The sequence below is a fragment of the uncultured Georgenia sp. genome (assembly GCF_937958535.1).
In the GTDB taxonomy this organism is placed as follows: domain Bacteria; phylum Actinomycetota; class Actinomycetes; order Actinomycetales; family Actinomycetaceae; genus Oceanitalea.
In genome coordinates this window covers 1-14,475 of sequence record NZ_CALGNQ010000060.1, presented here as the reverse complement: position 1 = coordinate 14,475, position 14,475 = coordinate 1, and the positions used below count along the sequence as shown (strand labels likewise).

Below are 14,475 nucleotides of genomic sequence, written 5' to 3'. Positions count from 1 at the left end.
GCTCCTCGAGGCCGGCGGCTTCCGGCCGCGGCTACACCCTCGATTGTGAAGAGCCCCTTTAACCTGCACGGCAGTACCGCGATGTTTCCGCTAACATTGCGGTGTATGTGAGCGCTATCGCAAGCGCACCGATGAGGTTTACGCAACGACGCACACCCCGCGGCCGGTCGCGGGGAGGTCGGCGACGTCGCGGACGAGAGAGAGTGAGGCGTCATGGCGCAACGCCGCCCCATCCGTCGGAGACTCCGTGCGACGGCAATGACCGCCGCCGTCGGGCTGCTCGGTGCCACGGTCCCGGCAGCCCAGGTGGCCGCCGTCCCGGAGGACGTGCAGCCCCTCATCCACTACAGCTTCGACGAGGCACCCGAGGGGGCGACCATCGTCGACGAGAGCGGCAACGGCTACGACGGCGTCCTGCACAGGTCCGGGGCCGAGGTCGAGGGCGGCGTCCTCCGCCTCCCCGGCGGAAGCGCGAGCAGCGCCCCCTACGTCGAGGTCCCCGCCGACGGGCTCGTCGGCCGACGGGACCTGACGATCTCGGTCTGGCTGGCGAGCCGGTCCGGCCCCGCCAACACCTCCGCCGCCTTCATCGGCGCGCCGGTGGCCTTCGGTGCGAGCTACTCCACGGCCTACTGGCTCCTCAACCCCACGAACCTCGACGGGTACGTCAAGTCCGTGGTCACGGACGCGACGAACGCCGGGGCGCCGTGGTCCACCGAGGTCGGCCCGGGCAGCACCGGTGCGCCGACCTCCGGGGTCCGGACACCGGCCGGGACGGCCCTGTACACCACCGTCATCGACGGGACGGCGGGCACCCTGCGCGTGTACGTCAACGGCGAGCCGATCGGTGAGCACCGGATCACCCGGGACGTCTCGTCCTTCGGTCCCGAGCTGCTCGCCTACATCGGGCGCTCGACCTACAACGACGTCGGATGGAGCGGTGACGTCGACGACTTCGCCGTCTACGGCGAGGCGCTGAGCACCGAGCAGGTCGAGGCACTCTTCGTCGGGGAGGCCCTGGACCGGGCGCTCGGTGCGGTCGCCCTCCCGGACAGCGCTACCGCGGACTTCACCCTCCCGACGGCCAGCCACGGCGTCACGATCACCTGGGAGTCCGACCACCCTGCGGTCCAGGTCGACGACGGCACCGCCGTCGTCACCCGGCCGCAGCCCGGCAGCGGCGCCGCGACGGTCACCCTCACCGCCACGTTCACGCTCGGCGCGACGACAGCGCAGCAGGCCTACGTCGTCGTCGTCCCCGAGGATCTCACCGACGAGGAGCGGGTGAACGAGGACCTCGCGGCGATCGAGGTGCCCAACGCGGACAACGTGCGTACCAACGTCTCGGTCCCCACGGTCGGGGCGGCCGGCTCCACCATCGAGTGGGCGGTCACCGAGGGCGCGGCCCACGCCTCGCTCCGTGACGGTGTCTCGGAGACGTCGCGCACCGTGGTCGTCGAGCGGCCCGCGACCGGCGAGGAGCCGGTGGCGGTCACGCTCACCGCGACCGCCACCTCCGGCGAGGCGACCAGCACGCGCGACATCGAGCTGCGGCTCCACCCGCTGCCCGACCGGTCCGAGGACACCGAGGCCTACGTCTGGGCCTTCTTCACCGGCGAGGGCGAGGGGGCCGAGCGCGTCAGCCTCGCCGCGTCCAAGGGCAACGACGCACTCGACTGGAACACCCTGAACGACGGCGAGCCGGTATTCACCTCGACCGAGGGCACCGGGGGGCTGCGGGACCCGTTCATCATCCGGGCGCCCGAGGGGGACCGGTTCTTCATGATCGCCACCGACCTCAAGGTCGCCGGCCTCCCGGGTGGCTTCGCCACCGCACAGACCCGCGGCTCGCTGCACATCGAGGTCTGGGAGTCCGACGACCTCGTCACCTGGTCCGACCAGCGGCACGTCAAGGTCTCCTCGGACTACGCGGGTAACACCTGGGCCCCCGAGGCGTTCTGGAGCGAGGAGCTCGACACCTTCGTCGTGTTCTGGGCGTCGAACCTCTACGACACGACCGACCCGGACGAGCGCACGGCACCGACCTACAACCGGATGATGTACGCGACGACGGACGACTTCGTCACCTTCTCCGAGCCGCAGGTGTGGATCGACGTCCGACGGGGCAACGGCCTCGGGATGATCGACTCGTCGGTCGCGCTGGTGGACGGCACCTACCACCGCTTCACCAAGGACGAGGCCTCGATGACCATCCGGCACGAGGTATCCACCGACCTGCTTGCCACGGTCACGGGCTCGCTGCCCGGCCCGGAGGGGCCGGCGGACGAGTGGACCCTCGTCAAGGAGCGCGTCGGCTCCGGGCTGCCGAACGGCGAGCCCGGCCGCACGTTCACCAGCGGTGAGGGGCCGAGCATCTTCCCGGCGAACGAGGACGACGTCAACGGCCTGGACTGGTACCTCTTCATCGACCAGCCGAACTACCACGGCGGCCCGAACCACTACATCCCGTTCGGCACGGACGACCTCTCCGACGGCGATGCGTGGCAGCCGCTGGGCAGCAAGCTGCGGCAGAACCTGCCGCAGAACTCCGACGGCGGCAAGCCCCGCCACGGCACCGTCATCCCGGTGACCCGCACCGAGTACGAGCGGGTGCTCGCCGCCTACGCGCCGGCCCTCGCGGTGGCCGAGGTCGGTGAGGTCGAGGTGACCACGACGGTCGGCGTGGCGCCCGTGCTGCCGCGCGTCGAGCTGACCAAGCGGGACGGCTCCACCGAGACCGTCGACGTCGCGTGGGACGAGGTCGACCCCGCACAGTACGCCGAGCCCGGCGTCTTCACCGTGCGGGGGACCGCCCAGGACGCCTCCCGCAGGCCGGTCGAGGCGACGGTCACCGTCGAGGCGGCAGCACCCGTCTCGGTCGTCGCCGACACCCGGTGCGTCGCCGGCCGCGTCGTCGAGGTGGTGCGCGTGACGAACGAGACGGCCGCGGCGCTCGACGTCACCGTCTCCTCCACCTACGGCTCGCGCGACGTCACCGTTCCCGCGGAGCGGTCGACGTCGGTGACCTTCACGACCCGGCAGCCGAGCCTGCCGGCGGGGGAGGTCACCGTCGCCACGGAGCCCGGTAGCTCCAGGACGGCGACCTACGCCGCCCGCACCTGCGGTTAGCAGCATCCCGGCGCGGGCCCAGGTACGACCGGGGCCCGCGCCGGAACCAGGACAGCAGCAGCGCGCTCCCGCCCACGGAGCGCCGGAGAGGAAGTGCAATGACGCCGAGACGCTCACGGCGCGCGCTGACGGGCGCGGTAGCCGTGCTGGTCGGACTCACCGGGTCGCTCGTCGCGACCGCCCCCGCGGCGGCCGACGCCCCCCTGGTGGCCCACTACCCGCTCGACGAGACCACGGGCACCGTGGCGGTCGACGCATCCGGGTCCGGGAACGACGGCACCTACGTCGGCTCCCCGACGCTCACCGGTGAGGAGGGGGTCCGCCTCGACGGGGTCGACGACCACGTGCGGCTGCCCGACGACCTCCTCGCCGGGCTCGACTCCGTGACGGTGCACGCCGACGTGCTCATCCGGGGCTCGCAGGCCACCCCCTACTTCATCTACGGGTTCGGGAACACCGACGCCGACGGCGTGGGGGACGGCTACCTCTTCGCGACGGGGAACCCCTACCGCGCGTCCATCGCGACCGGGAGCTGGACCACCGAGCAGACGGTGAACAGCGGTACCGACCTCCCGCGGGACCGGTGGGCCACGCTGACCTACACCCTCGACGACGCGACGGACACCGCCCGCCTCTACCTCGACGGGGTCGAGGTCGCCGAGAGCACCGACGTGACGACCACCCCCGCGGAGATCGGCGACGGGGCCACGAGCGCGAACTACCTCGGCCGCTCCGTCTACACCGCCGACCGGTACCTCGCCGGGAGCCTGCGGGACGTGCGGATCTACGGCGCGGCCCTGAGCGCCGAGGAGGTCGGCCGGCTCCAGCCCTCCGACGAGACCCGCGTCGAGCGGGATGCCGCCGCCCTGTCCCTCGGGGACCTCTCGGCCGTCACCGCCGACCTCGAGCTACCCACGACGGGCGTCAACGGCTCCACCGTGACGTGGAGCTCCAGCGACGAGGCGGTCATCGCCCCCGACGGCACGGTCACCCGACCGGACACCGGCGAGCCACCCGCGGAGGTGACGCTCACCGCTCGACTGTCCCGCGGTGCGGCCGTGCGTACGCGGGAGCTCGTCGCGACGGTGCTCCCCCTGCCCGGGGCGGAGGAGCTCGCCCAGGAGGACCTCGCGGCGATCGACATCCCGAACGCCGACGACGTCCGCGGGAACATCACCCTGCCGGCGGTCGGCCCCGTCCACGGGAGCCCGGTCGCCTGGTCCGCCACACCCGAGGGGGTCATCACGACCACGGACGCCGACGGTGTCCGCGCCGGCGTCGTGACCCGCGGCACGAGCGACACCTCGGTCACGCTCACCGCCACCGTCCCCGGCACCGATGCCGTGCGGGAGATCGACGTCGTCGTCCGGGCCGCACCGACGGACCTCGACACCGACTACACCGCGGGCTACCTGTGGACGCACTTCGCCGCGCACGGCGGCTACGAGAAGATCTTCTTCGGCCACAGCGAGGACGGCCTGCACTGGACCAAGCTCAACGGCAACGAGCCGGTCCTCGCCAACCTCGGTGGCGACCTCGGGGTGCGCGACCCGCATCTCATCCGCTCCGCCGAGGGCGACCGCTACTGGATCATCGGCACCGACCTGCACGCCGAGGGCGGTGGACCCGGCGGTTCCGGCTGGGACCAGCTGGGCGCGAGCCAGAACATCGTCGTGTGGGAGTCGACCGACCTCGTGACCTGGAGCGACCAGCGGATCGTCTTCGCCGGCTTCGAGCACGCGGGCAACGTCTGGGCACCCGAGGCGATCTACGACGACACGTCGGGGGAGTACTACGTCTACTGGGCGGCACGTGACCGCCGGGACCACGGCACCGAGGACTGGGCGCTGCGGGTCTACCTCACCCGCACCCGGGACTTCGTCACCTTCACCGAGCCCGAGATCTGGCTCTCGCTCAACGAGCACGGCGACGGCCAGGGCGGCCCCAACATCATCGACACGACGATCGCCAAGGAGGGGGACACCTACTACCGGTTCTCCACCTCCGACTGGCACACCGTCGTCGACACCGCCCCGAGCCTCGACGGCCCGTGGGAGCGGGTCATCGACCGCGGCGACGCCGCGGACCACGGTCTGCGTGCCTCGATGGAGGGGCTGACCGTGTACGAGCTGCCCGACGGACGGTGGGCGGTCATGGGCGACCAGTCCGGCTACTACGCACACGTGGCCGACACGCTCGCGAGCCTGGAGTTCACCCAGCTCTCCGTCGGGCCGGGCCCGGACCAGTACTCCTTCGACCACCGGTTCCGCCACGGCTCCGTCCTGCGCCTGTCCGCCGCCGAGGAGGAGCGCCTCCTCACCGCCTACGGCGAGGACGGCACCGGGGAGGAGCCCGGCGAGCCCGAGGAGCCGCAGGAGGAGCCGATCGCGGAGTACACCTTCGACGACGGCACCCTGGCCGACTCCGCCGGGAACGCCGACCTCACGGCCCACGGCACGGCGCGCGTCGAGACCGACCCCGAGCGGGGCAGCGCCCTGCGGGTGGACGGTTCGGCGGGCGGCTACGCCGCCTTCCCGACCGGGTTCTTCGACGGTCGAGACACGATGACGGTGTCCATGGACGTTCGCTCCGAGCTGAGCAGCGGCAACTTCTTCACCTTCGCCCTGGGCGCGGACAACCAGCGGTACTACTTCCTGCGGCTGCGGGGCAGCGAGCTGCGTAGCGCCATCACCACGACGTCGTGGCAGAACGAGTCGGCCGTCACCGGCTCGCTCTCTCCCGGCGAGTGGCACCGGGTCGACGTCGTCCTCGACGGCCGGACGATGACGGTCTACGTCGACGGCGTACGGCTCGGGGAGAACACCGACCTCGGCGCGACGGTCGGGGAGCTGGGCTCCGGCCTCGCCGGCTACCTCGGGCGCTCGTTCTACTCCGAGGACCGCTACTTCCGCGGCTGGTACGACAACATCCGGGTCTACAACCGTGCGCTCAGCGCCGCGGAGATCATGGAGAACGCCGGCGCGACCGACCAGCTCGTCGACGTCTCGCTGGCGGAGGAGGATGCCCTGCGGCACGCTCCGATCGTCGACGGCAGGGCCCGCACCGTCGTTCTCCCGGTGACCCCCGACGCGGAGACCGCGGCCCTCACCCCGACGTTCACGGTCGCCCCGGGGGTCACGGTGACACCGGCGTCGGGAACGACGGTGGACCTCACCGAGCCGGTGGAGTACACCCTGTCCACCGCCGACGGGACGACCGTGACGTGGCGGATGGAGGCCCGCGTCGTGCGCAGCCCGGTGCTCCCGGGCAGGTACGCCGACCCCAACATCGCGGCCTTCGGGGACACCTACTACATCTACGCCACGAGCGACGGCTACCCCGGGTGGGGCGGCAAGGACTTCTACGTGTGGAGCTCGAAGGACCTCGTCACCTGGGAGCGCTCCGCCGAGCCGATCCTCACGCTCGACGGCGAGAACGGCGACGTCCCGTGGGCGACCGGCAACGCCTGGGCCCCGACCATCATCGAGCGCGACGGGAAGTACTACTTCTACTTCAGCGGCCACAACCCCACCTACAACCGCAAGACCATGGGCGTGGCCGTCGCCGACAGCCCGGAGGGCCCGTTCACCGCCGAGCCGACGCCCCTCGTCCTCAACAACGAGGAGGTGACCTCCGGGCAGGCGATCGACCCGGCGGCCTTCCACGACCCGGTCACCGGTAAGTACTACCTCGGGTGGGGCAACGGCGGGCCGGGCAACGGGCCCGTGCTCGCCGAGCTGGCCGACGACATGGTGTCGCTCGAACCGGGGACACTGCGCCGGATCCACGGGCTCACCGACTTCCGCGAGGGCCTCTTCTTCAACTACCGGGACGGGCTGTACCACCTCACCTACTCCATCGACGACACCGGCTCGGAGAACTACCGGGTCGGGTACGCCACGGCGACGAGCATGGACGGTCCGTGGACCTACCGCGGCGTCATCCTGGAGAAGGACCTCTCGCTGGGGATCAAGGGTCCCGGGCACAGCTCGATCCTCAACGTGCCCGGCACCGACGACTGGTACATCGCCTACCACCGGTTCGCGATCCCCGACGGCAACGGACACAACCGCGAGGTGACGATCGACCGGCTCGAGTTCGGCCCCGACGGCCTCATGCAGCCGGTGACCCCGACGCTGGAGAGCGTCGCCCCGCAGCGGATCGAGCTGCCGGCGGCGGGTCCGCAGGTCGAGGTCACGGCCGACACCCGCTGCGTCGTCGGCCGGGTCGTCGAGACCGTCCGGGTGACCAACACCGAGGCGGAGCCCCTCGAGCTCACCGTCACGACGCCCTTCGGCACCCGGACGGCGACGGTCGGGCCGGAGCGGTCCTCCTCGCTCACCGTGACTACCCGAGCGGCCGCCGTCCCGGCGGGGACGGTGGACGTCACCGCACAGGCCTCCGACGAACGGAGGACGACAGCGACGGCGACCTACGCGGCCCGCAGCTGCGGATGACCCGCAGGGGCCGGCCGGCCCGTCGCCGGCCGGTCCCGCCACACCTGGCCACGACCACCGCAGGTCACACAAGGGAGAGTGGAATGAGAGTCACACCAAGGCGCAGGGCGGCCGTCGCCGTCGCGGCGCTCGGCGCGATGGTCCTGGGGTCGGGGATGGTGAGCGCCCACGCCGCGGTCCCGGAGGAGGACCTCGTCGTCGAGTACCTCTTCGACCAGGCCGAGGGCGCCGAGGTCCCCAACAGCGCGGCGACCGACCTCGGACCGGCGACGGTCCACAACGTCCGGGACACCGACTGGACCGGGACGTCGTTGACCCTGCGTGGAGGGGCGAAGACCTCCAGCGGCAACTGGGTCGAGCTCCCCGAGGACGTCCTCGCCGGAGCGTCCTCGGCCACGGTCACCGCTGAGGTCAAGGTCTCCGCGGCGATGCTCGGCGGGTTCCACTTCCTGTGGAACATCGGCAACGAGTCCTCCGCCACCGAGTACTTCTTCGCCTCGCTCAACTGCAGCTCCGGACGGACCCCGCTCGTCGGGCTCAAGTCCGGGGGCACCGAGCGGCTGGTCCAGGCCGGGGACTGCGGCGTCACGGCCGACCAGTGGGTGAACGTCACCGCCGTGGTCGACGGCGACGCCGGCACCGCCTCGCTCTACCTCGACGGCTCCCGCGTCGCCCACGGCGCGATGGACTTCACCCCCGCCGACGTCGCGGACCAGTCCCTCAACACCATCGGGCGTGCCCCGTGGCCCGACCCGCTCTTCCAGGGCGCCATCTCCGCGTTCCGGGTCTACGACCGGGCGCTCACCGCCGCGGAGGTCGCCGACGTGGCCGCGGCCGACGCCGAGCCGCACGCGGAGGAGCTGCGGGAGCAGGCCCAGGCCGTGCTCGACGGTCTGGACCTCGCCGACCTCGAGACGAGCACCGACATCGACCTGCCCACCGCCGGCGGCCGGGTGACCTGGACCTCCTCCGACCCCGGCGTCGTCGCCCCCGACGGCGCGGTGAACCCGCCCCTCGCGGGAGAGGAGAGCGTCACGGTCGAGCTCACCGCGACGGTGTCGATCCGCGGCGTCGAGGCGAGCGCGACGATCACCGTCACGGTGCTGCCGTCGACCGAGACCCCCGAGGAGCGCGCCGAGCGGCTCGCCCAGCGGGTCGTCGTCCCGCCCGTCGTGGCGTCCGGGACGGCGCTGCCACCGGCCCCCGAGGGCACCAGCGTGTCCGTCGAGTCCGTCACCGGCGCAGAGGTCGTCGACGGCACGATCGTGGCGGACGCCGCGGTGGACGCCGAGATCACACTGCGGGTCACCGACAGCGCCACCGGGCACAGCGCCGAGCGGTCCTTCAGCGTCCGGGTGCTGCCGCAGGACGGTGCGGAGCAGCTCCTCGCCTACAGCCGTGTGCCGACGAGCGCGAGCGAGGCGAACAACGCCGACGTCGCGCTGAGCATGCACCTCGCCCTGGAGCAGGACGGGCAGTGGGCACCCCTCAACGAGAACTACGGCATCTTCTTCGCGAAGACGTCGACGACGCCGCCCCTGACGGGGACGTCGAGCAGCATCGTGCGCAGCCTGCGCGACCCGCACCTGTTCTACCTGGCCGACGGCTCCTTCGGGATCGTCGCCACCCGGACCGCCCGCAACGGCGGGGACGACGGGACCCAGGCCTCGAGCATGCTCCTCGCCCGGAGCTCCGACCTGCGCAGCTACGAGGAGGTCGGGCTCGTCGACCTCGGCGTGACGAGCGGCGTCAACGACCCCGCCGTGGTCTACGACAGCGCCGCCGGGCACTACGTCGTCACCTGGACGTCGGATGCCGGGGCAGCGATGTACACGACCCTCACCGACCTCACCGACCCGACGACCCGCTCCGCCGTCCAGCGGGGTGTCGTCGCGGCCACCGCCGGGGTCACCGGGGCCGGCGTGCCGAACTACGCCACGGGCAACTCCCTGCCAGTCACGCCGGAGGTCGCCGAGGGGCTGCGGGTGCGCTTCGGCCGCACCGTCAACACCGAGGTGCGTCCGCTCGACGGCGTGACCGTGGCGCAGGGGACCGCCCTTGACGTCACCGACCTGCCCGCCCGGGCCGAGCTCGGCTACAACGACGGCTCGACGGCCTCCCGCGCGGTCGAGTGGGACGAGGAGTCCCTCGCGGCCGTGGACACGAGCACCCCCGGGAGCTACGAGGTCACCGGCCGCATCAAGGCACCGGAGTACCCGACGCCCTTCGCGGACGAGCGGGCCGACCCGACGATCTTCCGGTTCGACCACAACGGGCAGACGAAGTTCCTCATGATCGCCACCGAGGACCTCCACATGAACCCGATCGACCCCGCGAACGGGCCGCACATGCCCTTCCGGGTCGCCGACCGGATCGAGGACCTCTCCGACGAGGCGGTCGCCGAGGGCCGCACCGTCGAGGTCGACCTGCTCCGGGCGGGGGACACCGACGCGGACGGCGGGGTGATGACCGGGTGCTTCTGGGCACCGGAGATCCACCTCATCGACGACACGCTGTCGATCCTCTTCATGCCGTGCTACGACGGCTCCAACGGCCGGCCGGACATGTGGACCGGCCGGGCGAGCATCATCCGGCTGAAGAAGGACGAGGAGGGCAACCACCTCGACCCCGCCGTCCCGGAGAACTGGACCAAGGCGGAGAAGGTGCTGCGCGCCGATGGGTCGATCCTCAACCCGGTCCAGGAGATCTCCCTGGACATGACCTACTTCCAGGACTCGGGCCAGTCCTACTACGTGTGGCAGATGCTCGGGGCGTTGTTCATCGCCGAGATGGACCCCGCCGACCCGACCCGCCTGACCTCCGAGCCAGTGCGCCTCACCGCGCCGGAGTACGCGTGGGACAACACGATCGCCGAGGGGGCCAACGTCCACGTGCGGGACGGGGTGATCTACATGATCTACTCCGGCTCCACCGTCGGTGACACCTACACCACCGGTCTGCTCACCGCCCCGGCGGGACAGGGCGCCGACCTCACCGACCCGGACGTGTGGACCAAGCTCAACTACCCGATCCAGAAGTCCGGGATCTTCAACGGGGAGTGGCAGCTGGGGACCGGCCACGGCATGTGGTCCCACGACGAGGACGACAACCTCCTCTACGTCTTCCACGCCCGGACGGACCACAACGGCCTGTCCGGCCGGGACATGTTCGTCCGCCGTGTCCACTGGGCCGCGGACGGCATGCCGGTCTTCGACATGGAGGCGCACGAGGAGGTCGCGCCGGGCAACGAGACCGTCACGGTCACGGTGACGGTCGAGCCGCGCGAGGGCGGCACGCTGGACCTCGCCGCGACCGCCGACACCCGGTGCGTCGTCGGACGCGTCGTCCAGACCGTCCGCGTCAGCAACGACGACGACGTCCCGGTGACGGTCACGGTCTCCTCGCCCTACGGGGAGCGGGAGACCACGCTCCCCGCCGGTCGGGCGGCGTCCTTCGCGTTCACCACGCGGCAGGTCGACATCGACGAGGGGAGGGTGTCGGTCACGGGGGAGGCCACCCGCGACGGGGACCTCGTCAGCGACTCCCTGACCGTGGAGTACGACGCCCGCTCCTGCGGGTGACCCGACGGCCCGGGTGGGCGGGAGCCGTGTCCCACCCATCCGGGCCGCCACGCCACCGCGACGCACGACGCCACGTCACCGTGGCCGAGGAGCTACGCGGGGGGTCAGGCGGCGACGGTGGCGTCGATCCGCAGCTCCAGCGTGTGCTCCTCACCCGGGGCGAGCTCGACGAGGTCGGTCCCGGAGTTGAAGGCGTCCGGCGGACAGGTCATCGGCTCGACCGCCACACCGCGGCGCCCGACGAGCTCACCGCTGTAGATCTGCAGCCACGGCGCACGCGCGTGGAGACGCACCGTGAGCCTCGTCGTCGGGTCGGCCAGGGAGACCGTCCACCCGTCCTCCGGGAGGTCGGTGAACGCGTGGTCGATGCTCACCGCGCCGAGCGGCGCGGTACCGGTGAGCTCGAGGCCCAGGTCCGCGGCCGGGACCACCTCCAGCGGGCTGAGCCGCTCGTCGACGTCGAGGACGGAGCGCGCCGGTGAGCGCAGCACGCACTCGTCGACCGGCCGCCCGTCACAGCTGAGGTAGGGGTGCGTCGACGCACCGTAGGGCGCGACGTCCGCGCCGATGTTCGTCGTCGTGATCGCGATCGTCAGGCCCGCGCCCGCGTCGAGCCGGTAGGACACCCGGCTGCACAGGTGGAAGGGGTAGCCGTAGCGCGGGGCGAGCTCGAGCTCGAGGACGACGTGGGAGGGGGACTGCTCGACGACGTCCCACACGCTCCAGCAGGCCAGGCCGTGGAGGGCCGCGCCCGTCGCATGCTCGTTGACGGGGACCTCGTGGACGGTGCCGCGGTACTCGTAGGTACCGCCGGTGATGCGGTTGGGCCAGGGGACGAGCGTCTTGCCGACGTACCCGGCGGGCAGCTCGTCCGGTGCGTGGGGGACGACGAGCCGGCGGCCCTGGTGGCTCAGGCCGGCCAGACCCGCGCCCACGGGCACGACGGTGGCGGCGTAGTCGCCCGCTGCGAGCTCGACGGCAGGGGGACGGCTGGGCATGGCTGGACTCCTCGGTGGGTCGGACGGGGGAACTGTGGGTGGAGGTCACCCGGGCTGCGGGCCGGAGGACCTGCGTACCACGAGCTGGGGCCGCGAGAGCACCTCGCCGGGCTCGCTCCAGCGGATCGCCGCGAGGAGCACCTCGATGGCCTGGTGGCCGACCTCCGCGAAGGGTTGGCGGACGGTCGTGAGCGGCGGGTGGTAGTGGTCGCTGCCGGGCACGTCGTCGTAGCCCACCACGGCGACGTCCTCGGGGATGCGCAGCCCCGCCTCGTGGAGTGCGCGCATCGCGCCCAGCGCCAGCAGGTCGTTGGCGGCGAAGACTGCGGTGGGCAGGCTGGGCCGGCGGACGAGCTCGCGGGTGACCGCATAGCCCGTCCGGGCGTCCCAGCCCCCCGGTAGCACGTCCGGGACCGGCAGCCCGGCGTCGGTGAGGGCCGCACGCCACCCCGCGATGCGGGCGCGGGCGTCGAACCAGTTCTCCGGGCCGGCGATGTGGACGATGTCGCGGTGGCCGCGTGCGAGGAGGTGCTCGGTGGCGAGGCGGGCGCCGAGCTGGTGGTCGACGGCGACGACGTGCGCCGGCGTCCCCGCGCCGAGGCCGGCGGCGATGATGACGACGGGCAGCGAGCCCGCGAGCCGGCGTGCGGCCTGCGCCGTCTCGGTGGTCGGCGCGACGATGACGATCCCTTCGACGGCGAGGTCGAGGAAGAACTCCAAGGTGTCGTGCGGGCTCGCGGTGGCGCCCTCCGTGCTCGCCGAGACGGTCGTGTAGCCGGCGGCCCGGGCGGCGTCCTGGATCGCCATCGTCGTGTGGCTGGGTCCGAAGAGCAGGCCCGAGGGGTACACGACGCCGATGAGCCGGGAGCGCTTGGTGGCCAGCGCCCGCGCGGAGAGGTTGGGCCGGTAGCCGAGCTCCTCGATGGCGCGCAGCACCCTGGCGCGTGTCGCGGGACGCACGAGGTCGGGTGAGTTGAGCACGCGGGAGACCGTCTGGTGGGAGACCCCCGCCCGCGCGGCGACGTCCGACATCACCGGTGCCTTGTCACTGCTCACGTCTGCGTGGCTCCCCCACACTCGCTACGGCCGCGGGACCGAATCGTCGGCGAGATCTCCGCGCCGCGCCCGCACGACGGAGCGTAGCCGGTGCCGCGGAGTCTGCGCACCGACCGCCACACGGGCGGACGGACAGGTGGCCGCTGCTGGCGCGCCCCCCTTCGGGCAGCCGACAGGACGGCCTGCATCCCAGGTCACAGGCGGGTCACAATCGTCCGAGCGAGTTGACTGGGTCAGAATGTTAGCGTTAACGTCGACCGTGCAAGTCTTGGCATCGACACTCGCCGGTTCCTCCCCACCGGCCACGGACACATCGGGTGTCGAGTGACGCAAAGGAGCAGGATATGAGCACGAAGAGGTCTCGCCGCCTTCTCGCGACGTCGGCCGCCATGGTGGCGGCCCTCGCGCTCGGAGCATGCGGCGGTGGTGGCGACGGTGACGCCGACGCCGACAGCACCGGCGGAGGCGGCGGCTCGTCCGACGACCTGACGACGATCGGCTTTGTCGCCGTCGGCCCCGAGGGCGCGTGGCGGCAGGCGAACGAGCAGAACATCCAGGACACGTTCACCGAGGAGGCCGGCTACGACCTCAAGTTCGCCCCGGCCGCCAACCTCGACCAGGCGTCGCAGATCGCCGCCTTCACCTCCTTCGTCGACGAGGGGGTGGACATCATCCTGCTCTCCGCGACCGAGGGCTCCGGCTGGGAGGACTCCCTGCGCCGGGCGCAGGAGGCCGAGATCCCGGTCATCCTCATCGACCGCGGCATCGAGCCGGACGACACCGACCTCTACGTCACCCGGATCGCCCCGGACAACAAGGAGGTCTCCGCCTCCGTGGCCGAGTGGGCCATCTCCGAGTTCCCGGACGGCGCGCGCTACTACGTGCTCGAGGGCCCGGCCGGGGTGTCCGTCGTCAACGAGCGCAACGAGGGCTGGGACGAGGTCATCGGCAGCAACCCGGCCTTCGAGAAGGTCGGCGCGCAGACCGCCAACTGGTCGACCGAGGAGGCGCGCAGCGTCTTCGAGACCGTCCTCCAGTCCGAGGGCAACGACATCGACCTCGTGTTCGCACAGAACGACGAGATGGGCCTGGGCGCCGCGCAGGCCGCCGAGGCCGCCGGCCTCCAGCCGGGCGTCGACGTCAAGATCGCCACGATCGACGGCACGCAGAACGCGCTGCAGGCGCTCGCCGACGGCCGCCTGAGCTTCGTCGCCGAGTACAACCCGATCTTCGGTGAGACCGCGGTCGAGGTCG

At 72.0% G+C, this 14,475-nt stretch carries 6 protein-coding genes; 4 read left to right on the top strand and 2 right to left on the bottom strand.

The features are described 5' to 3' along the window. The first annotated feature begins 258 nt into the window (after window positions 1-258). The 3 genes from Q0195_RS03750 to Q0195_RS03740 all read left to right on the top strand — a co-directional run bounded on the left by Q0195_RS03750 (window position 259) and on the right by Q0195_RS03740 (window position 11,167). Window positions 259-3,129, top strand: coding sequence for an immunoglobulin-like domain-containing protein (locus Q0195_RS03750; RefSeq protein ID WP_299274757.1), 2,871 nt, complete (start codon window positions 259-261; stop codon window positions 3,127-3,129). A gap of 98 nt (window positions 3,130-3,227) precedes the next feature. Continuing rightward, window positions 3,228-7,586 (top strand): family 43 glycosylhydrolase, encoded by a 4,359-nt coding sequence (locus tag Q0195_RS03745; protein WP_299274754.1) that lies wholly within the window; start codon window positions 3,228-3,230, stop codon window positions 7,584-7,586. An 83-nt stretch (window positions 7,587-7,669) separates the two neighbouring features. After that, window positions 7,670-11,167: a LamG-like jellyroll fold domain-containing protein gene (locus Q0195_RS03740; protein ID WP_299274752.1), complete on the top strand. Its 3,498-nt coding sequence runs from the start codon at window positions 7,670-7,672 to the stop codon at window positions 11,165-11,167. Window positions 11,168-11,271: 104 nt separating this feature from the next. Here the strand turns inward: Q0195_RS03740 and Q0195_RS03735 are convergent, their stop codons facing one another. Both Q0195_RS03735 and Q0195_RS03730 read right to left on the bottom strand, forming a co-directional pair. Beyond that, entirely contained in the window at window positions 11,272-12,165 is an 894-nt protein-coding gene (locus tag Q0195_RS03735; RefSeq protein ID WP_299274749.1) for an aldose-1-epimerase, read from the bottom strand. Between the two features lie 45 nt (window positions 12,166-12,210). Then, on the bottom strand, window positions 12,211-13,221 hold the full coding sequence (locus Q0195_RS03730; protein ID WP_299274746.1) for a LacI family DNA-binding transcriptional regulator: 1,011 nt from the start codon (window positions 13,219-13,221) through the stop codon (window positions 12,211-12,213). Window positions 13,222-13,565: 344 nt separating this feature from the next. Here Q0195_RS03730 and Q0195_RS03725 point away from each other — a divergent pair. Further along, on the top strand, window positions 13,566-14,475 hold a 910-nt coding region (locus tag Q0195_RS03725; protein WP_299274743.1), incomplete at its 3' end, for a substrate-binding domain-containing protein.